This window comes from Emticicia sp. CRIBPO (assembly GCF_009905725.1).
In the GTDB taxonomy this organism is placed as follows: domain Bacteria; phylum Bacteroidota; class Bacteroidia; order Cytophagales; family Spirosomataceae; genus Leadbetterella.
This window is the reverse complement of sequence record NZ_JAAAKV010000001.1, coordinates 21788-42692: the sequence shown is the minus strand read 5'-3', so window position 1 is coordinate 42692 and position 20905 is coordinate 21788. Positions and strand designations below refer to the sequence as shown.

The following is a 20905-nucleotide window of genomic DNA, read 5'->3' as shown; positions in this document are numbered from 1 at the left end:
AGGTCGTTTATTAATCAGACCCTTGAAATCTTTACAAAAATAACCCAAAAATTGGTTAAACAAGAACTATGTTATTCAAAAAATATAATATTTCTAAGTTCCTGCTTTTTTTCTCCCTCATCATTCTGACGGGCTTTTCCAGTTTTGCTGAAGACATTACAATTACGGTAAAGGTGGTTAACGAGCGGACTGGCACAGAAATGAGTGCTGTTCTTACTGCCGTTGATGTCAAAACAGGTAACCCGGTTAAAATCAAATCTTCTGCCAACGATTGGATTATGACGGCCGTGAAAGGGCAGAAGGTAAAAATCACCGCCAATGCCGAAGGCTTTTATCCTGAAGATAAAACCATCGATACCGAAGCTTTGGATGGCAATGAAGCCACTGTTGATATCAGGTTATCATCCCGCCCCATTGCTGTGCTGGTCCTAAAAACCCTCGATGATGAAAGCAAGAATCCTGTAGACGCGGAAATTGAGATCGTATTTAAAGGTAAAGTGGTAAAAACCACTTCTACCAGCAAAAAAGTAGCCGAATACAGGGTCCCATTTACAGAATCAGGGCAGTATAAGATTTCCGGAAAATCGGCCGGGTATGCAGACGAGGTTTCCGAAGTAGAATTCAATGTGACGGATCCTGCCAATATTTTCCTGATGAATGTGCTTTTCAAAAAAGCCAGCACGGTTTCGGAGATCAACTTTTATAATAAGAGCACCAACGAGAGGGTGAGTTCAGGAAACCTGATCATCAAACAGAAAAGTGACGGCAGACCTGTTTTCCAGGGAGATTTCAAGGACGGGAAACACAAGTTTGATGCTAAAAGAAATGAAATACTGATCGTTCAGACGAAGGCTAAAGGTTTTAACAACGGCGAATTTGAAGTAAAAAATACCGGAGCTCCTATTATTCTCAGCCTGGTTCCTGAAACGGTCATTGAAGTGGATGTTTTTGATAACCTGACAGACAAGAGACTTGCCGCTGAAGTTTCTGTGGAACTGCCGTCGAAGAAAGTTGTCAAATTCAAGGCTTCTGATAAGGAATCGGTCAGGTTTATGCCTACTGAAACAGGTACTTATCATTTTGAGGCTTCTTTTAAAGGTTACAATCACAAGCTGGGCACACTGGAAGTAAAAACCATCAGTGGAAACAATTCCCTGTTTGCGATGAGACTGGATAAGGTAGCGGAAGATTATGTGATCTCGGTTTTTGATGCTGCTACCAAAGTGCAGCTCAAAGCGGCTAAGATCAGGGTTTTTGATGAAAAACAGAACGAGGTCAATATGAACGAGAATTTCGGCAAGCCCATCATTGACCCGGACAAGAAATACTCATTTGAAGTGACAGCCGATGGATACGAAGATGTGAAGTCAGCCATCAGTGAGAACCGCAAGATTGAGGTGTATATGAAGAAGAAAGATCCTTTGGATTATAGTTTCATTGTGTACGACTCTCAGACCGGAAAACCGATGGAAGATTGCAGGTTCAGGATTTTTGATTCGAAGAATGTGCCTGTGCAATGTGCTTTTGACCCGGTTTCCAAAAAATATACAGCAAAAATCGGAACAGGCGGACCTTATTCTATGGAAGCTTCAGCCAAAGGTTACATGAATTTTAAGGGTTCACTGACCATAAACAGCAGCAGGCTTACTACTTTAACGCTGAGCCCTGTAGCTTCGGAGTCTTACACATTCCAGGTCTATGATGCCATCACGGGCCTGAACATTCCGGCCGACTTTAAACTGACTTCCAACGGTGTTAACGATAACCTGCTGAATACGTCGGGCATCAAATCGGTGACCGCCAAATTGTCACCGGTGAACAGTTACGAAATGGAAGCTTCGGCGAAGGGGTACGATCCGGTGAAAGTGAAGGTAGGTCCCCAAGGCGTTACCAATGGTATTTTCAGGATACTGGTAAAGAAGAGCTTTTATGAAGCGGGTATCCAGATTACCAATGAGCTTACTGCCGAACAACTGAAACAACTGGACGTAGCAGCTTCTTTGCCCAAAGTGATGAATGTACAGCTTACTTCAAAAGGCCAGGTTTATTACGGGCTTTTCAAACCGGATGTTATTTACAGCATTAAGGTAGCTCTGAAAGGTTTCAATACCGTTTCGGACAGTTTGCTTCTGGCTAAGCTGGGGCAGCAGAGTCCGGAAAGCCTTATTCTTCCCATTACACTGGTCTCTTCTAAAAAAGAAGTGAAAAAGGAACCTGAACCGGTTAAGGTAATGAGTAAAGAGATAGTTGACCTGCCTGATAATCTTAACTTTCTTGTCAGTGAATTTTCACGTCCTGAGGCGTTAGGTAAGACTTACAGGTTAAATAAAGTGAATTTTGAAAAGAGTAAACCGAAAATGCTGGACGGCTCCAATCTGCAGCTTGACCTGCTGGCTGCCGGATTAACACAGCATAAAAATTTCCAGATTGAGATTACCGGACATACCGACAGTGACGGTAACGATCAGCGTCTGAACCAGTATCTGTCAGAATTCAGGGCCAAGGTAATTGCCAATTATCTTTTCAATAAGGGGATCAACCATGAAAGAATCACCGTCAAAGGAAAGGGATCTTCGGAACCTTTGGTGCCGAATGATTCTGATGAAAATAAAGCCAAAAACCGTAGGGTGGAAGTGAGGATCATAGACCTTAATCCATAGCGGCGGCTCTTCTGAGGCGATCGTTGATGGCACGGCCCAGGTTTTCTTCAGGCACTAATTCTATCAGGATGGTATCAATATCCAGGCCATCCAGCCACCTGAGGCCATAAAAAAGCTTTCTGGCTGCTTCCGAATAATCTCCAGAAGCGGATAATATAAACTGGTTTTCAGCACGGACGCCGGCTATTGTTTCTTTAAAACCTAAAAAACCGGTCTTGGCTGAGTCTATCAACTCAAAGTGCATATTGGGAGAATACACCATCACTTTCTTATTGGGAGCATAATGGCTTTTGAGCATTCCGGGTGCCTCGGGATTGGAGGTGGAATGATCCAGCACATACACTTTTCCTATCTCTTTTTCTATCTGCTCAATCGAAAGCCCGCCCTTCCGGTAGATGACGGTTTTGTCGCCTTCAATACCAATAATAGTCGATTCAATGCCCACCTCTGAAGCCCCGCCATCAATGACATAGTCGAGCTGGTCACCCAACTGAGCCACCACGTGTTCAGGACGGGTAGGAGAGATGTAACCGAAGGGATTGGCACTCGGGGCAGCCAACGGGAAATCCAGTTGCCTGAGCAATTCCAGCGTCAAAGGATGATTGGGAATCCTGATGGCTACCCTTTCAAGGCCTGACGTGACGATATCAGGAATGATGTCTTTTTTGGGTAATAGCAAAGTCAATGGTCCCGGTCCTGTTTTTTCAGCCAGTTTCAGCAGATTGACCGGTATTTCCTTCACATAAAGCTGAAAATCTGCCAGTGATGCCACATGAATGATCAGAGGGTCAAAGCTCGGCCTGTTTTTGACTTTAAATATCCGGGTTACAGCTTTTTCATCCAGGGCATTGGCCGCGAGGCCGTAGACCGTTTCGGTGGGAATACCTACCAAACCGCCGTTTCTGAGCATCTCAGCTGCTTTTTCTATGTCTTTTCCTACCTGTGCGGTTTTCATAAGGCCAAACTAAAATAAAGAATGTCTTCTTCAGGGTTAAAATTATAAGGCTCTGTTTCGGTAAAGCCCAGGTTCCGGTACAGATTCACGGCCGGGCCCAGTCTTTCGAGAGTGTCCAGGTTCATTTGCCTGTAGCCTTTTTCCCTGGCTACTTCTATTAATTTCACTGTCAGTGCTTTTCCCAGGCCGTAACCCTTGAAGTTTTCACTGACAAAGAGCCTTTTCATTTCACAAATGCCTTCTCCGATTTTTTTCAGGGCCACTACCCCGGCAAAACCTTCTGCCGTCTGTGCTAGAAGAATTGTTCCCTCCGGATCGGCATATTTTCCGGGAAGGGTTTCCATTTCTTCTGTAAAGCCCTGGAAACAGAGGTCGACGCCCAGGTTTTCGGCATAGGTTTCAAACAACTGCCTGACCACAGGCATGTGGGCCTCTTCAGCAGTGATAACATCGTATTTCAGTACTTTTGGTATGTTCATGTCTTCAAAATAACCGGCCGGGTATTCTACTTCTTCGAGTGTAAGTCCTTCTGCAGGAGCACTTTTTCCGGCCTTTTGCCTGTTTTTTGATAAAATAATGTCCTCAAACTCCTTTATGCTCAATTTGCCTGATCCGACTTCCATCAGCGTCCCGACAATGGCCCTGACCATCCCCCTCAGAAAACGGTTGGATTTAATATGAAACATGATCAGGCCGTCTTTAGATTCCCACCAGGCGTACTGAATCGTACAAAGAAACGAGGTGACGTCGGTTTTTACCTTGCTGAAGCATTGGAAATCAGTATGTTTCAGTAATACCTCTGAAGCCTCGTTCATTTTATCAAGATCAAGCTTACCATAATACTCAGAAGATAAGCCACGGTTGAAAGGATCTTTCCGGGTCGAGATTCTGTAAGTATATTTCCTGGCGATGGCATCAAACCTGCTGTGGCTGTTGTAATGTACCGGGATGATTTTCCTGATGACCACGTCCTTGTCCAGTATCCCGTTTAGCCGGTAATACATACGCGGCTCAAAATCAATGCGGTGTGGTGTTTCAAAATGAGCATATTGTTGCGTAGCATGTACTCCGGTATCTGTTCTGCTGCTGCCGTTGATGGTGACGGGCATTCTTAAATACAAACTCAGGGCCCTTTCAATTTCCTGCTGAACAGTGGGGGCATTGGGTTGTCGCTGCCATCCGTTAAAGCAGGTGCCTTTGTAAGCCAGTTCAATAAAATATCTCATGCCGCAAAATTAATGATTTATATCCGAAAACCTGTTTGTTTAATCCTGTGAGTGGCAAAATGATCTCAAAATGAGCCCAAAACAGGATTTTTTAAAAATATTAATAAATCATTCCTATATTTGGTTTCTGAATATAACCAATTAAACAAATCATTCCTATATGAAATTAACCGTACGAATTCAGCTGATGTTTATGATGTTTCTCATGTTTGTGACCTGGGGTTCCTGGTACGGACAGATGAGTAAATACATGCTTAACCAATTAAATGCTACAGGAGACCAGGTTGGAAACGCCTATACTGCCTTTTCAATTGCCACTTTGATTGCCCCGTTTTTTGTGGGTATGATCGCCGACCGTTTTTTCTCTGCTCAGAAAGTAATGGGGATTATCAACCTTCTCGGAGCGGTTGTTCTTTATTTCCTGATCAAAATCACTGATCCTGCTGAATTCTTCTGGTATATCCTGGCTTATACCATCACTTTTACTCCTAACCTTGCTCTTTCGACATCCATCGCGATGAACCAGATGAAAGAACCGGGTAAAGAATTTCCTTTTATCCGTGTTTTCGGAACAATCGCCTGGATCGTGGTGACCAACATTGTAGGCTTTTTGGATATCGGAGGTTCTGTGGAGATTTTCCAGATCTCTATGTTCAGTTCACTTGCTTTGGGTATTTTCGCTTTCTTTTTGCCTGATACCCCGCCTAAAACTACTGAAAAACCTACTTTCGGCCAGATATTGGGTACAGACGCTTTCGTTTTGTTTAAAGACAGGTCATTCCTGATCTTCTTTATTTCTTCTATCCTGATCTGTATTCCGTTGTCATTCTACTATGCCCTGGCCAATCCTTCCCTGTCGGCTTCACACATGACCAACGTTGAAAATAAAATGTCTCTGGGACAGGTTTCTGAAGTGTTGTTCATGCTTTTGCTGCCGTTCGCTTTTGCCAAGTTCGGTGTGAAGAAAATCCTTATCATAGGACTTGTGGCGTGGATCGTAAGGTTTATCTGCTTCGGTTACGGTGACGGTATTTCTTCAGAGTGGATACTTTATATCGCCATTGTTTTACACGGGGTTTGTTATGACTTCTTCTTCGTTACAGGCCAGATCTACACTGACAACAAAGCCGGAGAAAAGATCAAGAGTTCGGCCCAGGGTCTGATCACGCTTGCTACTTATGGTATCGGGATGGGTATCGGTTCCAAGCTTTCCGGTATTGTCCTTGATCATTACAAAATTTCTGAAGGTATGTTTGACTACCGTGCGGTGTGGATGGTTCCTGCAACTATTGCAGCCGTAGTACTGGTATTATTCGTTCTGTTCTTTAAAGATAACCAAAAGGATATCAAAGTTGCTTAATTCTGATTTCAGATATTTCATTATCAATAAACCATTCGGGGTGCTCTCACAGTTTACAGCTGAAGGAGGGCATCCCGGTTTGTTATCACTGGGTTTTGATTTACCCAAAGACATTTATCCGGTAGGCCGGCTTGATCATGACAGCGAGGGACTGCTGATCCTGACCAATGATAATTTACTGAAAACCCGTCTGCTTGACCCGAAGCGTGAACACGGCAAAAAATACTGGGTACAGGTAGAAGGGGAAGCGACGGAAGCATCAATGGCCCGGCTGAGATCAGGAGTCCAGATCAGTATCAACGGCAAGTCCATTCAGACCCGCCCGGCTGTAGCTGAGATCATAGAAACGCCCCCGGTCTGGGAAAGAAATCCACCGATCAGGGTCAGGAAAAGCATTCCGGATTCCTGGATCATTATGGGCATCCATGAAGGGAAAAACCGGCAGATACGACGCATGACGGCTTCTGTGGGACTGCCTACGCTCAGACTGGTGCGTTATTCCATTGAAAATCTTACGCTCGGAACATTGCAGCCCGGAGAAATACTCGAGCTTTCAAAAAATGACATTTACCAAAAAACTTTGTATTCAAACAGATAAATTTTGATTCTGAATACTTTCAACTCTATTTTTGCAACTCATACTTATCAATCAATTGATTCAATCATGGAATATAGAATAGAAAAGGATACGATGGGAGAGGTACAGGTACCTGCCCATGTGTATTGGGGAGCCCAAACCCAGCGTTCGATCGAAAACTTCAAAATCGCTGAAGATATCAACAAAATGCCCAAGGAAATCATCAGGGCGTTTGCGTATCTAAAAAAGGCAGCAGCACTGGCCAATTTCGATGCTGGTGTGCTGGATGAAGAAAAAGCAAAATTAATCGGTGTGGTTTGTGATGAAATCCTTGAAGGTAAGCTGGCAGATCAGTTTCCTTTGGTGGTATGGCAGACCGGTTCAGGTACACAATCCAACATGAACAGCAATGAGGTGATTGCTTACAGGGGGCACGTATTAAAAGGCGGTGAACTGAGCGACAAACAGAAATTCCTTCATCCTAATGATGACGTGAATAAGTCGCAGTCATCCAATGACACTTTCCCAACGGCGATGCACATTGCCGCTTACCAGATATTGATTGAAAAGACCATTCCCGGTATCGAGAAATTAAGAGATACCCTGGATCAGAAAGCCAAGGCTTTTATGAAAGTGGTGAAAATAGGCAGGACCCACTTTATGGATGCCACTCCGCTTACCTTAGGTCAGGAGTTTTCAGGATATGTTTCCCAGCTGAACCACGGTCTGAAAGCCATCAAAAACACACTGGAACACCTTTCTGAGTTGGCCTTGGGCGGAACAGCCGTAGGAACAGGTATCAATACACCCAAAGGATATGCCGTAAACGTAGCCAAACACATTGCTGACCTGACAGGTTTGCCGTTTGTTACGGCTGAAAATAAATTTGAGGCCCTGGCGGCCCACGATGCTATCGTTGAAGCCCACGGAGCATTGAAAACAGTGGCTGTCAGCCTGATGAAGATCGGGAATGACATCAGAATGCTGTCTTCAGGACCAAGATCGGGTATCGGTGAGATATTTATTCCGGATAATGAGCCGGGTTCATCCATCATGCCGGGAAAAGTAAACCCTACACAATGTGAGGCCATGACCATGGCGGCAGCACAGGTTTTGGGTAATGATGTGGCCATCAACATCGGCGGTGCCAACGGTCATTTTGAACTGAACGTCTTTAAACCGATGATGATTTACAACTTCCTTCATTCAGCCCGTCTGATCGGAGACGTTTGTGTGTCGTTTAATGACAAATGTGCGGTTGGGATTGAGCCTTTGCATGAAAATATCAAAGTGCACCTGAACAACTCACTGATGCTTGTAACAGCTCTAAATACTAAAATAGGATATTATAAATCAGCAGAAATAGCTCAGACTGCTCACAAAAACGGATCGACGCTGAAAGAAACCGCCATTCAGTTGGGTTATCTTACGGCTGAAGAGTTCGATGCCTGGGTAAAACCTGAGGAGATGGTAGGGGATATCTGATCAAACTTCCGAAATTCCTGTTAAAAACCTGCAGATGAGTACGGCCGTATTTACCTGCAGGTTTTTTGTATTTATCTGCCTGTCAGTCATTTCTGTAACTCCTGGTCACCTGGGATCAAGTAAATATAATTTGGAAACTTCGCGTTCGCTTCCTATCTTTATGGTCTAAATTATTTTTTATGAAAAAATTATTTATTATTTCAGGTATTCTTTTCACATTTTTCTTCTCTTCCGGATTCGGAATTGGTGAAAATAACAATGTGGCAAAGAAAGAAATTAGTCAAAGACAGACTTTACGTCAAACACAAACAGCTGAATCACAAGCTTTTATTTCAGAGAAGCTAAATGAGGCAGCCCAATCCGAAGAGAAAGCCATTGACCAAAAGAGTATTGCTCAGTCAGTAGGTACCTTTTTCAAAGAGATTACGATTACTATCACCAAAACTGTTTTTCAAGTCATCAGAAGTTTGTTTTTTTAAGATTAATAAATACGACATTCAGAACGTTATCTTTACTAAAAGGTAACGTTTTTTATTTTAATCCCTTCTCATTATGTTTTCCAGGCTTTCATTTATCTTACCGTTCGTTTTACTTTCTGTATCCTGTAAAACCAAATCGCCTTCCAGATCTTCTTCAATTGAACCCAATTCTGCCGTGATCATCAACGGGGGGGATAATAATATAGATGTACTGGATCTGAACAGCCTGAAAATAAAAGATAAAATATGGTTAAAAACAGATGGAAACACTTTCTCACATCACATATACTTCTCCAAATCCCGCAAATATGTGTCTATTGCCTTGCCCTACTTTGATTTTTCGAAAGGGCATGACGGCATGCACCACATGAGTGTACCCGGGAAAGTCATCGTTCTGAATACCTCTGACGGAAAAGTGAAAGTAGAAATAGAAGTTCCTCAGGCCAATCATAATGCGATCATTTCGCCGGACGAAAAGGAAATCTGGACAGCGGGCATGAGCCATTCAGGCAGGGTGTATGTGTATGATATTGAAACCGGCAGCCTGAAAAATCAGATTGTAGTGGATGCCGACCCTTCTGAGATTATTTTTTCCAAAGACGAAAAGTATGCGGTGGTGTCTTGCGGAGAAAGCAGTTTTGTGACCGTTATCGATATTGCAGCCAAAACCATCATCAAAGAAATTAAGGTAGATCCCAATCCGGGTAATGTATGGCCGGGACTCGATAACAGCATCTTTGTGGAGAATTCTATTCGCAAAACACTGAATATTGTAGATTTAAACGCACTGAAGGCCGTTGATTTTATTGATTTTGATTTTACACCGGGTTTTATGGTCTATAATCCCAAAACCCTGGAAATATGGGTTTGCTCAAAATCCGACGACAATGTTTATATCTTTAAGAAAGGGGCAGACAAATGGGAGAAAACGGCCACTTTTGCTTCTTCAAACGGCCCTCACATGATTGCTTTCAGTGATCAGTTTTCAAAAGCGATTCTGATCAATCAGTTTGGGAATACGGCGATTGTCATCAACGCAGAAACTAAAAAAGAGATCAAACGGATAGCGACGGGGAATAAACCCAACGGCATCGCAGTCTGGGAGTAATACCGGTTATTTTGATTTCGGACTTAATTTTTGAATACTTGCTTCGATGATTTCCTTGTAGAATTGATATACAGGATCAAGATCGCCCATGTCTTTTGCCTTGATCAGCAGTTTCAACGCCTCTTCCTTTTTGCCTGTTTTTTCAAGAATTCTTGATTTCACCCAGTTGTTTCTGAATGTTTCCTTAAGCAGAATCGATTTGTCGATCAGTTCCAGGGCATAGTTCAGGTCTATGTCTTTATTCACCAGGTATTCCGCTCCCTGCTGGAAAACGGCAGCTGCTTCATCATTTCTTGATTCCACTTCCAGGGCCAGGGCTGAGCGGTTGTTGACGGCGATATCGACCGAAACCCTTGTTTTCTCCCAGCTAAAATTCATCCTGGCTTTGTCTTCTGAAATATCCGAGAAATCTATAGAAAACGATTCAGTTTGTTCGGCAGGAATAACTTTGGACACCACCCTCAACACATCGTAATCTTCCGTATAATTTTCTTCATTGATATTGAGCTCTTTCGAAAAGATCAGGGTCCAGGATTGAGACTCTGGAATACTCATGATGGCATATTTACCTGCTTTGAGGGGCATACCATTTACGGTGATGTCGTTGCTGATGCTTATTTTGGTCGCTGCATTGGCCCCGGTTCTCCAGACTTTCCCGAATTTGACCAGGTCTCCGAACACCTTTCTGCCTTTGACACCAGGGCGTGAGTATTCCACGTTAATTTTGGTAATTCCGACCGTTTGTGAGATATTCGCACCCGGACTTGGCTGTGGAATAACCTGGGCAAAAAGTGAGCCCGACAAACCCATTAAAATCAGGACAAGGCTGAATTTTCTCATACATTATATTTTTAAGTCAACAGACACCATGGAATTATTGAAGAAGCTGCAAAGTTACCACCCAACTGAGGGAAATGAAACAAAGATGCACACTGATTTCCTGTCATTTATTTCAACGTACGAAAACTGCTTTGAACGGTCGCTGCTGACAGGTCATGTGACGGCTTCGGCCCTGGTGGTTGACCCTGTTCACCAGAAAGTGCTTCTTCTTCATCATAAAAAGCTCGGCAGGTGGCTCCAACCCGGCGGGCATTGTGATGGTAATCCGGATACGCTGGAAGTGGCCCTGACAGAAGTGCAGGAAGAAACCGGCCTGGCAATATCGGTTAATGAAGCCCCGGTTTTTGATGTGGATATTCACCGTATCCCGGAACATAAAGGCGTGCCGGAACACCTTCATTACGACGTCAGGTATTTGTTTGAAGCCAGCTCAGACCAGTCTCCGGAGCAAAATCATGAAACCAATGCTGTCCGCTGGATCAACGTCCGGGATATCGAAAATTATACGACCGAAGAATCCATTCTGAGGATGATCAGGAAGCTTACTTTTTGAAAGGGTACTTTTCGAAAGTGACATTGCCCATGCTTTCTTTTTCATAAACCCCTATGCAGAATTCTTCAAAACCTTTACCGAAATTGGGGGCCTCAGGCAGAATAGTGGTTGGAAAAGGCTGGGTATTCCTGAAAAAATAGACTTTTGTGTTGCCATATTTGGTATGCGGCATAAAATCTCCGTATTTCTCCATCTGGTCCCAGAGGGTGTCTGAGAGGGTCACCGCATAAATTCTTCTGATGGGCCCGGTATTGTTTTCGTTGCGGTAAAAAGCCGTTTCTTTGAAATCGCCCTTCAGGTCTTCAATACCCCCGATAGAGAAAGTATTCCATATGATTAAGATTCCTGCAACAACAATGACGAGAATAATTATCGATTTCCTTTTTATTTTCATTTTAAGCTTTCAATTTGTTTGACTACTTTTGCACCCCGTTTAGAAAACCCACATCCCGGGATAATGATTCAGAGTGATCGATTAAAAAGAAAGTAATTTTATGAGCAAATATATCTACGGTATTGATTTCGGAACCACTAACTCAGCTTTGGCCATATTTGATCAGGAAAGCAACAAAGTCATCAAACTGTTTTCAACCCCTTCTCTTTTGTTTTTTCCTGAAATTCAGAACCGCAGTGTCTTTGAGACCTTTTTTGTAGGCGAACAGGCCATACAGGAATATGTACAAAGCAGGATGAAAGGGCGTTTTCTTAAATCCATCAAAAAAGTACTTCCGAACAAGAGTTTCATAGACACAAAAATAGGCAATAAAAGATACAAAGCTGAGGACCTTGTGGCATTAATCCTCCTTCATCTGAAAAAGCAGGCGGATGAGTTTCTGGGAGAGACCATCGACAGGGCTATTTTCGGCCGTCCTGTTGTTTTTGATGTGGTCGAAGAAAAGGATAAGCTGGCCCAGGAAAGACTCTCCAAAGCCGCCAGACTGGCCGGTTTTGAAACTTTCTACTTCCAGATGGAGCCGGTAGGAGCGGCTTTTGCCTATGAAAGACAGATTGCTAAAGAAGAAATCGTATTAGTGGCCGACTTTGGTGGCGGTACTTCTGATTTCTCCCTGATGAAACTCAATCCGGAAGCCGTTAATAATACCGACCGAAAAGGAGATATGATTGCCCAGGGAGGTATTTATATCGGTGGTGACAGCTTTGAGTCAGATATCATGTGGAGCAAAGGGACACCGCATTTCGGCAGGGGTGTCAAAGAACAATTCAGCATGGGAAAATGGCTGGATCTGCCTCTGACCTATTTCACCAGCATCTGTTCATGGGAAAAAATGAACTTCCTCGATTCTCTCAGGATGAAAACGAACATTGCCAAGTCATATTTTCTTTCGGGAAATGATGTGCGGGTGAAAAACCTCCAGACGCTGATTGCCGACAATCTGGGCTATGTCTTGTTTAAGGAAATTGAAAGGGTGAAGATTGAACTGACCGAAAAAGATTCGTCACTTTTCGAGTTTAACAGGAATGAAATTGAATTGTCAGAAAAAATAGACCTGGCTGATTTTGAAACGGAAATTATACATAAAAACCTGGGCAGCATAGAAGCCTACCTGGAAACATTTCTGCAGGAAAACAATATTGACAAAAACCAGGTAGATGTGGTCTTTATGACAGGGGGTACCTCGCAGGTAAGACCGCTTAAAAATATGTTTATCAGACACTTCGGACAGGAAAAAATAAAGTCCGGCGACAACTTTTACAGTGTGGCCACCGGACTCGCATACAGTTCGCTGGTATTCATGAAACCTGAAACGGCTTAAATAAGGGCTGCAGCAGCCTCGTCAGCCCAGATGCGGCCGTCAGCGTGCAACTGAAATATCGTAGATGGTAACTCCGGATCAGGTTTTTCTTCAACAGTACGTTTTAGTATCCCGGCTTTTCTGGCTCCTGAAGCTATAATAACGGCCGTTTTGGCTTCCATCAGGTGCTTTAAACCTACCGTGATGCCCTGGGTCAGAGCGGTATTTTCTTTAAAGTATTTCTGTCCCACAGAAACCGTAATATCGGCCAGCTGAGATACATGACAATACAAATCAAAGGGTGTTCCGGGTTCATTCAAGCCAATATGGCCGTTCAGACCGATACCCACGATCATAAAATCAGCACCGCCTTTGTCCAGCAATATTTTATCAATCCGTTTACACTCCGACTGCAGATCATCCGACAAACCGTCAAAGAAGGTATAAACCTCAGGGTTGACGTTCAGCGGTTTTAAAAGGTTTTCTTCTACAATATACCGGCAACTGCCCTCACTGGTGGGAGGAATACCCACCCATTCGTCAAGCCCCACAATGGTAGTCTTGTCAAATAAACCAGGCTCCGCCATCTGCGTGATCAGTTTGTAAGTATGTACCGGGGTGTCTCCTGAAGTCAGGATAAGTGTTGCGTCCGGTTTGTTTCTCACCAGGTCTATGATGTATTGAGCGGTGTGGAGAGCCAGGGCTTCCGGATTTTCGAAAGTTTCGATCTGCATAGGTAATTCGGTTATAATTTTAAGGAATTTGTATTACGGTTAACATTCGGCCACATTCACAGGAACATTGACGGCCAGGCCTCCTTCAGAGGTTTCTTTGTATTTATTATTCATGTCGAGGGCCGTTTCCCACATGCTTTTGATCACCGCATCCAGCGATACTTTGGCGTCTGAAGGGTCACTTTCTATGGCTATATTGGCCGCTGTTATCGCCTTGATAGCACCCATCGAATTCCTTTCTATACATGGAATCTGCACCAGACCACCGATAGGGTCACAGGTCAGACCTAAATGATGCTCCATGGCAATTTCTGCGGCCATCAGGACCTGCTCAGGCGTACCGCCGAGGATCTCAACCAAAGCCCCGGCCGACATCGCAGACGAAACACCCACTTCTGCCTGACAGCCGCCCATGGCGGCTGAAATTGTGGCGTTTTTCTTGAATAAAGTACCCAGCTCTCCGGCGGTAAGAATAAACCTGATGGCTTTTTCTTCCGTAAAATCTTCTGTAAAGAGGTACGCATACATCATCACCGCAGGCAAAACACCTGAGGCTCCGTTGGTAGGAGCGGTGATGATACGGCCGAAAGCAGCATTTTCCTCATTCACAGCAAGTGCAAAGCAGGAAACCCACTTATTGACATTGGAAAATGAGGGAGCAACTGATCTGACTTTGGCAATCCAGTCGTTCAGGTCGGTAAAAGTCTGCTCTCCCAGCAGTTTTTTGTTGAGTTCAGCGGATCTTCTTTTGACATTCAACCCGCCCGGTAAAATACCCGGCGTGTTGATTCCCCTGAAAATGGCCTCCTTAATTTCTCTGAAAATATTGAGGGCCGCCTGTTTTACTTCTTCTTCTGTACGCCAGGCTTTTTCATTCAGCATGATCAGCTCCGACACGCTCAGATTCATCTTTCTGCAATAATCGACGATCGTCAGGGCCGAATGACAAGGGTAGGGGCAGACAATCTTTTTGATCCTGGAGTCTGTCTCGCCTTCGGTAATGACAAAACCGCCGCCTACCGAAAAATACTCCCTGCTTATCTCTTCACCATTACTTAGCGTCCCGGTAAACCGGATGCCATTGGGATGAAAAGGAAGGGATTCTTTAAAGTGAAAAACAATATCCTTTTCAAAGTCAAAACCAATAGCCAGGCTTCCGCCGGCACTGATCACTTTGTCGTTTTTGATTTTAGCCAGCTTATCTGGGATGAGCCGGGTGTCGATTTTCCTGAAATTTTCCCCGGCCAGGCCCATCACCACAGCCAGATCCGTTCCATGGCCCATACCGGTTTTGGCCAGAGAACCGAACAAATGCACCTGAACAGCTTTTAACTGCCCAAATACCCCGTTTTCCTTCAGATAATCGATAAAATACTCTGCCGCATTCCAGGGGCCCATGGTATGGGAACTGGACGGGCCTATTCCCACCTTGATGATTTCAAATACGCTGATTGAATCCATGGCTTAAATATCTTTCATACTCAGGGCAATCCTTTTCCGTTTAGCGTCCACTTCTGTTACTTTTACCTGCACTTTCTGGTGTACTTTCACCACCTCATTCGGGTCTTTGATAAATCTGTTGGCCATCTGAGATACATGCACGAGGCCATCCTGGTGCACCCCAATGTCTACAAAACAGCCAAATGCGGTAATATTGGTCACAATACCCGGCAAGACCATTCCTTCACGAAGGTCCTGAATGTCGTGCACATTACCAAATTCGAAAACTTCGAGCTGGGCACGCGGGTCACGGCCCGGTTTGGCCAGCTCCTGGATAATATCCGTCAAAGTCGGCAATCCGATATCTGCAGAAACATACTTTTTAAGGTCAATAGATTTTCTTAATGATTCATTTTCAATCAATTGTGAAATGGTAACTCCAGCATCTTTAGCCATTTTGGTCACTATATGGTAGCTTTCCGGGTGCACGGCCGAATTGTCCAGCGGATTCTTAGCTCCGTGTATCCTGAGGAAGCCCGCGGCCTGCTCAAACGCTTTTCCACCCAGTCTCGGTACCTTTTTCAATTCATCCCTGGTCGAGAACTTACCGTTAGCGGTCCTGTAGTCCACAATATTCTGAGCCAGCGTGGGCCCTAATCCGGATACGTACCCCAGCAGGTGCTTGCTCGCAGTGTTAAGCTCAACGCCCACCTGGTTTACGCAGCTCTCCACCACGCCGTCAAGGCTTTCTTTCAGGAACTTGGGATTGACATCGTGCTGATATTGCCCTACACCGATTGATTTAGGATCAATTTTCACCAGTTCAGCCAGAGGATCTTTTAAACGCCTTCCGATAGAAATCGCTCCCCTGACGGTCACATCCTTATCCGGAAACTCTTCCCTGGCGACAGGTGAGGCAGAATAAATAGAAGCCCCCTGCTCAGAAACTGAGAATACCAGTACCTTGGAAATCGACGGCGTGTTTTTGATCAGTGCCTTGACAAAACTCTCGGTCTCTCTTCCGGCTGTGCCGTTACCGATGGCAACAGCCTCAATTTTATAATCTTCTATCAGTTTTCTGACCCTCGCTTCGGCTTCCACTTTCTTGTCCATCGGGTAAATGACGGTATCGTAAAGCAAATCTCCCAGTTCATTCAAAACGACGGTCTTGCAACCCGTTCTGAAACCGGGATCTATAGCCAGGATGCGTTTTTGTCCCAGCGGAGCGGAAAGGAGTAATTGTCTGAGGTTAGTTGAAAAGATCAAAACGGCCTCTTTATCCGCTTTTTCCTTCGATTTATTGTCGTATTCGGTTTCAATACTGGGCACCAGCAACCTTTTAAGTGAGTCCTGGATCGCCATTTCTACCTGAGCCTTCGGCTCTCCGAAACCTTTCAGATATTGCCTTTCAAGGGCATCAGCCGCCTTGTCGTTATCAATGTCAATGGAAACCTTTAAAAAACCTTCTTCTTCACCACGACGGATCGCCAACAGACGGTGAGAAGGAATCCTGGAGAGTTCCTGGGCAAAATCGTAATAATCCTTATACTTGATGCCTTCTTCCTCTTTTCCTTTTTTGAGTTTTGAAGTCAGCACCGATTCCCGGTCAAAAATCCTCCTGACCTTGTTTCTGGCGTCAATATCTTCGTTGATCCACTCGGCCATGATGTCACGGGCACCGGCAAGGGCGTCTTCAATGTCTTTGACCTGGTCGTTCAGGTATTTACCGGCCACTTGCTCTATATTTCTTTCAGCCTGGGCAAAAATGATCTTAGCCAGGGGTTCCAGGCCTTTTTCAATGGCGATAGAAGCTTTGGTTTTCCTTTTTTGTTTGTAAGGCAGGTACAAATCTTCCAATTCATTGATGTAAACGGCATCGTTGATCTTTTTCAACAATTCCGGTGTCATTTTACCCTGCTCTTCTATTGATTTAATGATGGCGTCACGTCTTTTGTCCGCCTCTGTAAACTTGTCGTATTGTAGCTTTATTTCTGCCACCTGGACCTCGTCCATGCTGCCTGTGGCTTCCTTTCTGTATCTTGAGATAAACGGAACTGTGGCCCCTTCTTCTATTAGTTTTATCGTGTTGATGACACTTCTTTCATGGACATTCAGTAATTGGCTGATTATTTGCAGCTGTTTTGTAGTCATATTCCAACTTTTTGAATTTAATTTGAATCCTATATGCAAAAATCAAAATAAATATGAAAAAAGTCACTTTATTCTTTGCATTATTTTCAACAATCCTCCTAAGCAATTGTGAATCAAGCTCTGATGAGGCCACCCCTGCCATTTTGAACGACATTACCCTGAAATCGGGTGAAAGTTTCGGTTTTTGTATAGGAAAGTGTTATAAAGAGATAACTATTAAAGGAAGTGCCGTAGAGCTGCTTGTGATAGAGCGTGTAGGCCGCACCGGAGTTGCCCACAAAGATCCGATCGAGACCAAATACACCGACAAATTATCAGCTTCTGATCTGCAGGCCATTGAAAAAGAAATTAATCTGAGTAAATTTACTGCCCTGAACGAAGTATACGGTTGCCCTGACTGTGCAGACGGTGGTGCTGAATGGATAGAAGTACTTCAGAAAGGTGATATTAAAGATAAAGTGACTTATGAATTCGGTAAAGATGTGGCCGGAATCGAAGGTCTGACCAAAATCCTCAGAGCGAAGAGAGAGGAAATGATTAAGAAATACGTAAAAAATGAATAAAAAATTCGATCTGTTAATTATAGGAGGCGGGGCTGCGGGCTTTTTTACAGCAATCAACACAGCGGTTAAAAATCCGGGGTTCAAAATAGCCATCATAGAAAAAAACAGGGAGGTTTTACAAAAAGTTAAAGTATCAGGAGGTGGGCGATGTAATGTCACCCACTCCTGTTTTGAGGTCAAAAAACTACTTGAAAATTACCCTCGCGGTAATTTTTTTTTACAGGAACCCTTTCAAAACTTCAATCCTAGGCACACGATAAGCTGGTTCCGCGAGCGTGGCGTAAAAATCAAGACTGAACAGGACGGCAGGATGTTTCCTGACACCGACTCTTCCCAAACCATCATCGATTGTTTTATTGCAGAAGTCAAAAGACTCAAAATTGAAGTGATCACCCAGAAGAGGGTTGAGAAATTCAGTCAGCAAAATGACCTTTGGAGACTCGATATGCAAGACAATGAGAGTTTATTCGCCCGAAATCTGGCAATTACCTCAGGTAGTGACAAGAGAATCTGGGATAGCCTGGCTGAATTAAACCTGGACATCGTTCCGCCGGTGCCTTCTTTGTTTACTTTCAATATTCCGCAGCATCCTGTCACGGCTTTACCGGGCATCAGCTTTCCGCATATGGCTGTTCAGCTTCAGGATTCAACGTTGCAGTCCGAAGGGCCCGGTTTGATCACCCATTGGGGCTTATCCGGGCCTGCCATACTTAAATTATCAGCCAAAGCCGCTATTGAACTGAACCAACGGGATTATAAATTCAAAATCAAGGTCAACTGGCTGGGTAAAATCTCAAAAGACAAGGTCATGGAAGAACTGAGGGCGATGATCAATAGCTTTCCGAAGAAAAACGTCAATGCCCATCCGCCCTTTGAGCTCACGCAACGGTTTTGGAAATTTATCTGTGACCAGGCTGAGATCAAGGAATTTCAGAAATTTGCAGAAACCGGAAAGAAGCACATAGCTGTTCTGGCGGGTCTTTTGACTGAAATGGAATTTGAAGTCAATGGTAAAAGCACTTTCAAGGAAGAATTCGTTACTGCAGGGGGCATTGACCTTGAACAGGTTGATAATAAGTCATTTGCGTCCAAAAAGCACACTGGACTGTACTTTGCCGGGGAAGTTCTGAACATAGATGCGGTAACGGGCGGTTTTAATTTCCAGGCAGCGTGGACCGGTGGCTGGCACATTGCCCAATCGGTTGTTTAATCTGCTTTACTGCGGGGTTTGAATATCATTTCCCTGAATGACGGGCTGTCTGCATTTTCGTTGATCATGATGGCTTTCTGCAGTATTTCCAGGAACAGCTCTTCTTTAGCCATAAAATCATTCAAATCCTCAAAAGTGATGCTTTTAACCAGCTTTCTACCCTTTGATTCCAGTATTCCGGACTCATCTTCAATCAGAATGCCTTTAGCAAACGCAAAATCAACCCCTTTTTTATCGATCTTACCAAAATAGGCCAGAAGGTCGAAACAATAGTAAAAGGGCGTATTGAATGAAATCCGAGACTTCATCTCAGTATGTGCCACAGCCACCACCTTGTCGATGGCTTTGAGCAATCCGATGTATTCACGGGATTGGGAAATGATGAACTCCTCAACCGACAGGTATTTTTTTGACATCTGCTTTAAAGATAAATGTTCCGAAAAGCATCCCTGATATGCTGGCAAAAAAGCCCCAAAGCATCGGGGAAATGGCGGTTTCTATCCATAAACAGGCAACCCACACCGAAGTGCCGAGCACCATGGACAAAACAGCCCCGATTGAGTTGCTTCTTTTCCAGTAGATGCCCGAAAACAAGGGAACAAACAAGGCTACCAGGCTCAGAGACGATGCTTCACCTACGAGCTCGTAGATATCCGACTTGTTAAAAGACAGGGCTACGGCCACAAGCGTCACTGCCACGGTAGAATAACGCATGATCTTCAACAATGTTTCGTCTTTTATCTTATCGCCATATAAGGGACGAATAATATTTTCTGCTGCTACGGTAGCAGGAGCTAAGATAGCCGCACTGCAGGTACTCAAAATAGCCGATAAAAGAGCCCCGAAAAACAAGATCTGCATCCAGATGCCGGTATGCATCAGGACAAGGTTGGGAATGGACATCTGGTTGTTGTGAGCCTTAACCGAAGGATACAGGATTGAGCCACATAAAACAATAATAAGCGGCAGCATGGCTACAGAAAGATACATAAAAGAGGAGATGATAGAACCCCTCACAGCCACCCTTTCAGACTTGGCAGACAAAACCCTCTGAAATACATCCTGCTGTGGAATAGACCCCAGGCCTATGGTGATCCAGGCCGCAAAATAAGCCAACCATTCCCGGCCGGTGTTCTGTTTGGGAACAAACCTGAAGAAATCATCAGGCACTTTCTGTTCTATGGTTGACCACCCGCCGGCATTGATGTAAAGATCAACCGCCAGCACACTCATCCCGACGATGATCATGAAGGTCTGGAGGGTATCGGTAATGGATATAGACCACATACCACCCACATAAGTATAAAAAAGTACGACTAGGGCACAGATTATGATGCCCCAGAAGAACGAGATGCCCGCAATGGCCTGAAGAATGATGGCCAGGGCCACCAGCTGGGCGGCAATCCAGCTGAAGTAGGAAGGGATCAGAAACATGGCAGAAACCAGCTCTACGCGTTTATCAAACCGCTGCCCGAAATAATCACTGAACGTATAAATGTTGAGTTTGTACAGCGGTCTGGCAAAAAACAAGCCGATCAGCAAGAGGCATAAAGCGGCCCCGAACGGGTCTTCTATGATGCCGAGCACACCGTGTTCTAAAAATTCAGAAGAGGCCCCCATGACCGTTTCTGAACCGAACCATGTGGCAAATAAGCCAGAAGCCACCACAAAAGTGGGCATTTTCCTTCCTGCAAGGACAAAATCCTGTGAATTTTTAACAAAACGCGATGCATACCACCCGATCAATATGGTAACGGCAAGATACAGGATTATAAAAAAAATTAACATGAATGGCTTTTTATGCTTAATT

General features: G+C 44.3%; 19 protein-coding genes. 10 read left to right on the top strand and 9 right to left on the bottom strand.

Translation table 11 applies throughout. The features are described 5' to 3' along the window. Positions 1 to 68 precede the first annotated feature (68 nt). Positions 69 to 2660 carry an OmpA family protein gene (locus GVN16_RS00175; protein WP_166561811.1) on the top strand — a complete coding sequence of 864 codons (2592 nt, stop codon included), beginning with the start codon at positions 69 to 71 and terminating at the stop codon, positions 2658 to 2660. Here the strand turns inward: GVN16_RS00175 and GVN16_RS00170 are convergent. Together GVN16_RS00170 and truA are read right to left on the bottom strand one after the other, a co-directional pair. After that, entirely contained in the window at positions 2650 to 3615 is a 966-nt protein-coding gene (locus GVN16_RS00170; protein ID WP_166561810.1) for an L-threonylcarbamoyladenylate synthase, read from the bottom strand. The two genes, GVN16_RS00175 and GVN16_RS00170, sit on opposite strands and share 11 nt — an antisense overlap. Next, positions 3612 to 4841, bottom strand: coding sequence for a tRNA pseudouridine(38-40) synthase TruA (gene truA, locus GVN16_RS26260; protein ID WP_166561809.1), 1230 nt, complete (start codon positions 4839 to 4841; stop codon positions 3612 to 3614). The genes GVN16_RS00170 and truA overlap by 4 nt, the downstream gene beginning before the upstream one ends. A 160-nt stretch (positions 4842 to 5001) precedes the next feature. On the opposite strand from truA, the gene GVN16_RS00160 reads away from it, so the two are divergent. From GVN16_RS00160 to GVN16_RS00140, 5 genes are all read left to right on the top strand, one after another. Next, positions 5002 to 6201 (top strand): MFS transporter, encoded by a 1200-nt coding sequence (locus tag GVN16_RS00160; protein ID WP_166561808.1) that lies wholly within the window; start codon positions 5002 to 5004, stop codon positions 6199 to 6201. Further along, positions 6194 to 6799: a pseudouridine synthase gene (locus tag GVN16_RS00155; protein ID WP_166561807.1), complete on the top strand. Its 606-nt coding sequence runs from the start codon at positions 6194 to 6196 to the stop codon at positions 6797 to 6799. Before GVN16_RS00160 ends, GVN16_RS00155 begins: the two co-directional genes overlap by 8 nt. 66 nt (positions 6800 to 6865) lie before the next feature. Further along, entirely contained in the window at positions 6866 to 8263 is a 1398-nt protein-coding gene (fumC, locus tag GVN16_RS00150; protein ID WP_166561806.1) for a class II fumarate hydratase, read from the top strand. 179 nt (positions 8264 to 8442) lie between these two features. Continuing rightward, complete coding sequence (locus tag GVN16_RS00145; protein ID WP_166561805.1) at positions 8443 to 8742, top strand: hypothetical protein; 300 nt, start codon at positions 8443 to 8445, stop codon at positions 8740 to 8742. A gap of 73 nt (positions 8743 to 8815) precedes the next feature. Continuing rightward, complete coding sequence (locus tag GVN16_RS00140; RefSeq protein WP_166561804.1) at positions 8816 to 9850, top strand: hypothetical protein; 1035 nt, start codon at positions 8816 to 8818, stop codon at positions 9848 to 9850. A gap of 6 nt (positions 9851 to 9856) precedes the next feature. Here the strand turns inward: GVN16_RS00140 and GVN16_RS00135 are convergent, their stop codons facing one another. Then, positions 9857 to 10690 carry a DUF2911 domain-containing protein gene (locus GVN16_RS00135; RefSeq protein WP_166561803.1) on the bottom strand — a complete coding sequence of 278 codons (834 nt, stop codon included), beginning with the start codon at positions 10688 to 10690 and terminating at the stop codon, positions 9857 to 9859. A 28-nt stretch (positions 10691 to 10718) separates the two neighbouring features. Between GVN16_RS00135 and GVN16_RS00130 the strand changes: the two genes are divergently transcribed. After that, positions 10719 to 11243: an NUDIX hydrolase gene (locus tag GVN16_RS00130; RefSeq protein WP_166561802.1), complete on the top strand. Its 525-nt coding sequence runs from the start codon at positions 10719 to 10721 to the stop codon at positions 11241 to 11243. Here GVN16_RS00130 and GVN16_RS00125 read toward each other — a convergent pair. Continuing rightward, positions 11233 to 11637 (bottom strand): hypothetical protein, encoded by a 405-nt coding sequence (locus GVN16_RS00125; RefSeq protein ID WP_166561801.1) that lies wholly within the window; start codon positions 11635 to 11637, stop codon positions 11233 to 11235. The genes GVN16_RS00130 and GVN16_RS00125 overlap by 11 nt on opposite strands. 100 nt (positions 11638 to 11737) lie before the next feature. Between GVN16_RS00125 and GVN16_RS00120 the strand changes: the two genes are divergently transcribed. Beyond that, positions 11738 to 13018, top strand: a complete 1281-nt coding sequence (locus GVN16_RS00120; RefSeq protein WP_166561800.1) for an Hsp70 family protein — start codon at positions 11738 to 11740, stop codon at positions 13016 to 13018. Here GVN16_RS00120 and GVN16_RS00115 read toward each other — a convergent pair. From GVN16_RS00115 to GVN16_RS00105, 3 genes are read right to left on the bottom strand one after another with little or no spacing between them, the layout of a single operon-like run. After that, on the bottom strand, positions 13015 to 13731 hold the full coding sequence (locus GVN16_RS00115) for a glucosamine-6-phosphate deaminase (RefSeq protein WP_166561799.1): 717 nt from the start codon (positions 13729 to 13731) through the stop codon (positions 13015 to 13017). The genes GVN16_RS00120 and GVN16_RS00115 overlap by 4 nt on opposite strands. A 39-nt stretch (positions 13732 to 13770) precedes the next feature. Then, complete coding sequence (locus GVN16_RS00110) at positions 13771 to 15192, bottom strand: L-serine ammonia-lyase (protein ID WP_166561798.1); 1422 nt, start codon at positions 15190 to 15192, stop codon at positions 13771 to 13773. 3 nt (positions 15193 to 15195) lie between these two features. Beyond that, a complete protein-coding gene (locus GVN16_RS00105; protein ID WP_166561797.1) occupies positions 15196 to 17322 on the bottom strand; it encodes a Tex family protein in 2127 nt (708 codons plus the stop codon). 53 nt (positions 17323 to 17375) lie between these two features. On the opposite strand from GVN16_RS00105, the gene GVN16_RS00100 reads away from it, so the two are divergent. Continuing rightward, positions 17376 to 17885 (top strand): hypothetical protein, encoded by a 510-nt coding sequence (locus tag GVN16_RS00100; protein WP_166561796.1) that lies wholly within the window; start codon positions 17376 to 17378, stop codon positions 17883 to 17885. Beyond that, positions 17878 to 19095, top strand: a complete 1218-nt coding sequence (locus GVN16_RS00095) for an NAD(P)/FAD-dependent oxidoreductase (protein ID WP_166561795.1) — start codon at positions 17878 to 17880, stop codon at positions 19093 to 19095. The genes GVN16_RS00100 and GVN16_RS00095 overlap by 8 nt, the downstream gene beginning before the upstream one ends. Here GVN16_RS00095 and GVN16_RS00090 read toward each other — a convergent pair. Both GVN16_RS00090 and GVN16_RS00085 read right to left on the bottom strand, forming a co-directional pair. Further along, positions 19092 to 19511 carry a DUF1801 domain-containing protein gene (locus tag GVN16_RS00090; RefSeq protein ID WP_166561794.1) on the bottom strand — a complete coding sequence of 140 codons (420 nt, stop codon included), beginning with the start codon at positions 19509 to 19511 and terminating at the stop codon, positions 19092 to 19094. The genes GVN16_RS00095 and GVN16_RS00090 overlap by 4 nt on opposite strands. Then, positions 19486 to 20883 carry a sodium:solute symporter family protein gene (locus GVN16_RS00085; RefSeq protein ID WP_166561793.1) on the bottom strand — a complete coding sequence of 466 codons (1398 nt, stop codon included), beginning with the start codon at positions 20881 to 20883 and terminating at the stop codon, positions 19486 to 19488. The genes GVN16_RS00090 and GVN16_RS00085 overlap by 26 nt, the downstream gene beginning before the upstream one ends. Between the last annotated feature and the right edge of the window lie 22 nt (positions 20884 to 20905).

Excerpts from the sequence above, each read along its gene's own strand:
- GVN16_RS00135 (WP_166561803.1), bottom strand. The coding sequence starts at position 10,690 with ATGAGAAAATTCAGCCTTGTCCTGATTTTAATGGGTTTGTCGGGCTCA.
- GVN16_RS00130 (WP_166561802.1), top strand. The coding sequence starts at position 10,719 with ATGGAATTATTGAAGAAGCTGCAAAGTTACCACCCAACTGAGGGAAAT.
- GVN16_RS00160 (WP_166561808.1), top strand. The coding sequence starts at position 5,002 with ATGAAATTAACCGTACGAATTCAGCTGATGTTTATGATGTTTCTCATG.
- GVN16_RS00110 (WP_166561798.1), bottom strand. The coding sequence starts at position 15,192 with ATGGATTCAATCAGCGTATTTGAAATCATCAAGGTGGGAATAGGCCCG.
- fumC (WP_166561806.1), top strand. The coding sequence starts at position 6,866 with ATGGAATATAGAATAGAAAAGGATACGATGGGAGAGGTACAGGTACCT.
- GVN16_RS00170 (WP_166561810.1), bottom strand. The coding sequence starts at position 3,615 with ATGAAAACCGCACAGGTAGGAAAAGACATAGAAAAAGCAGCTGAGATG.
- GVN16_RS00140 (WP_166561804.1), top strand. The coding sequence starts at position 8,816 with ATGTTTTCCAGGCTTTCATTTATCTTACCGTTCGTTTTACTTTCTGTA.
- GVN16_RS00115 (WP_166561799.1), bottom strand. The coding sequence starts at position 13,731 with ATGCAGATCGAAACTTTCGAAAATCCGGAAGCCCTGGCTCTCCACACC.
- GVN16_RS00175 (WP_166561811.1), top strand. The coding sequence starts at position 69 with ATGTTATTCAAAAAATATAATATTTCTAAGTTCCTGCTTTTTTTCTCC.
- GVN16_RS00120 (WP_166561800.1), top strand. The coding sequence starts at position 11,738 with ATGAGCAAATATATCTACGGTATTGATTTCGGAACCACTAACTCAGCT.
- GVN16_RS00100 (WP_166561796.1), top strand. The coding sequence starts at position 17,376 with ATGAAAAAAGTCACTTTATTCTTTGCATTATTTTCAACAATCCTCCTA.
- GVN16_RS00105 (WP_166561797.1), bottom strand. The coding sequence starts at position 17,322 with ATGACTACAAAACAGCTGCAAATAATCAGCCAATTACTGAATGTCCAT.
- GVN16_RS00085 (WP_166561793.1), bottom strand. The coding sequence starts at position 20,883 with ATGTTAATTTTTTTTATAATCCTGTATCTTGCCGTTACCATATTGATC.
- GVN16_RS00145 (WP_166561805.1), top strand. The coding sequence starts at position 8,443 with ATGAAAAAATTATTTATTATTTCAGGTATTCTTTTCACATTTTTCTTC.
- truA (WP_166561809.1), bottom strand. The coding sequence starts at position 4,841 with ATGAGATATTTTATTGAACTGGCTTACAAAGGCACCTGCTTTAACGGA.
- GVN16_RS00095 (WP_166561795.1), top strand. The coding sequence starts at position 17,878 with ATGAATAAAAAATTCGATCTGTTAATTATAGGAGGCGGGGCTGCGGGC.
- GVN16_RS00125 (WP_166561801.1), bottom strand. The coding sequence starts at position 11,637 with ATGAAAATAAAAAGGAAATCGATAATTATTCTCGTCATTGTTGTTGCA.
- GVN16_RS00090 (WP_166561794.1), bottom strand. The coding sequence starts at position 19,511 with ATGTCAAAAAAATACCTGTCGGTTGAGGAGTTCATCATTTCCCAATCC.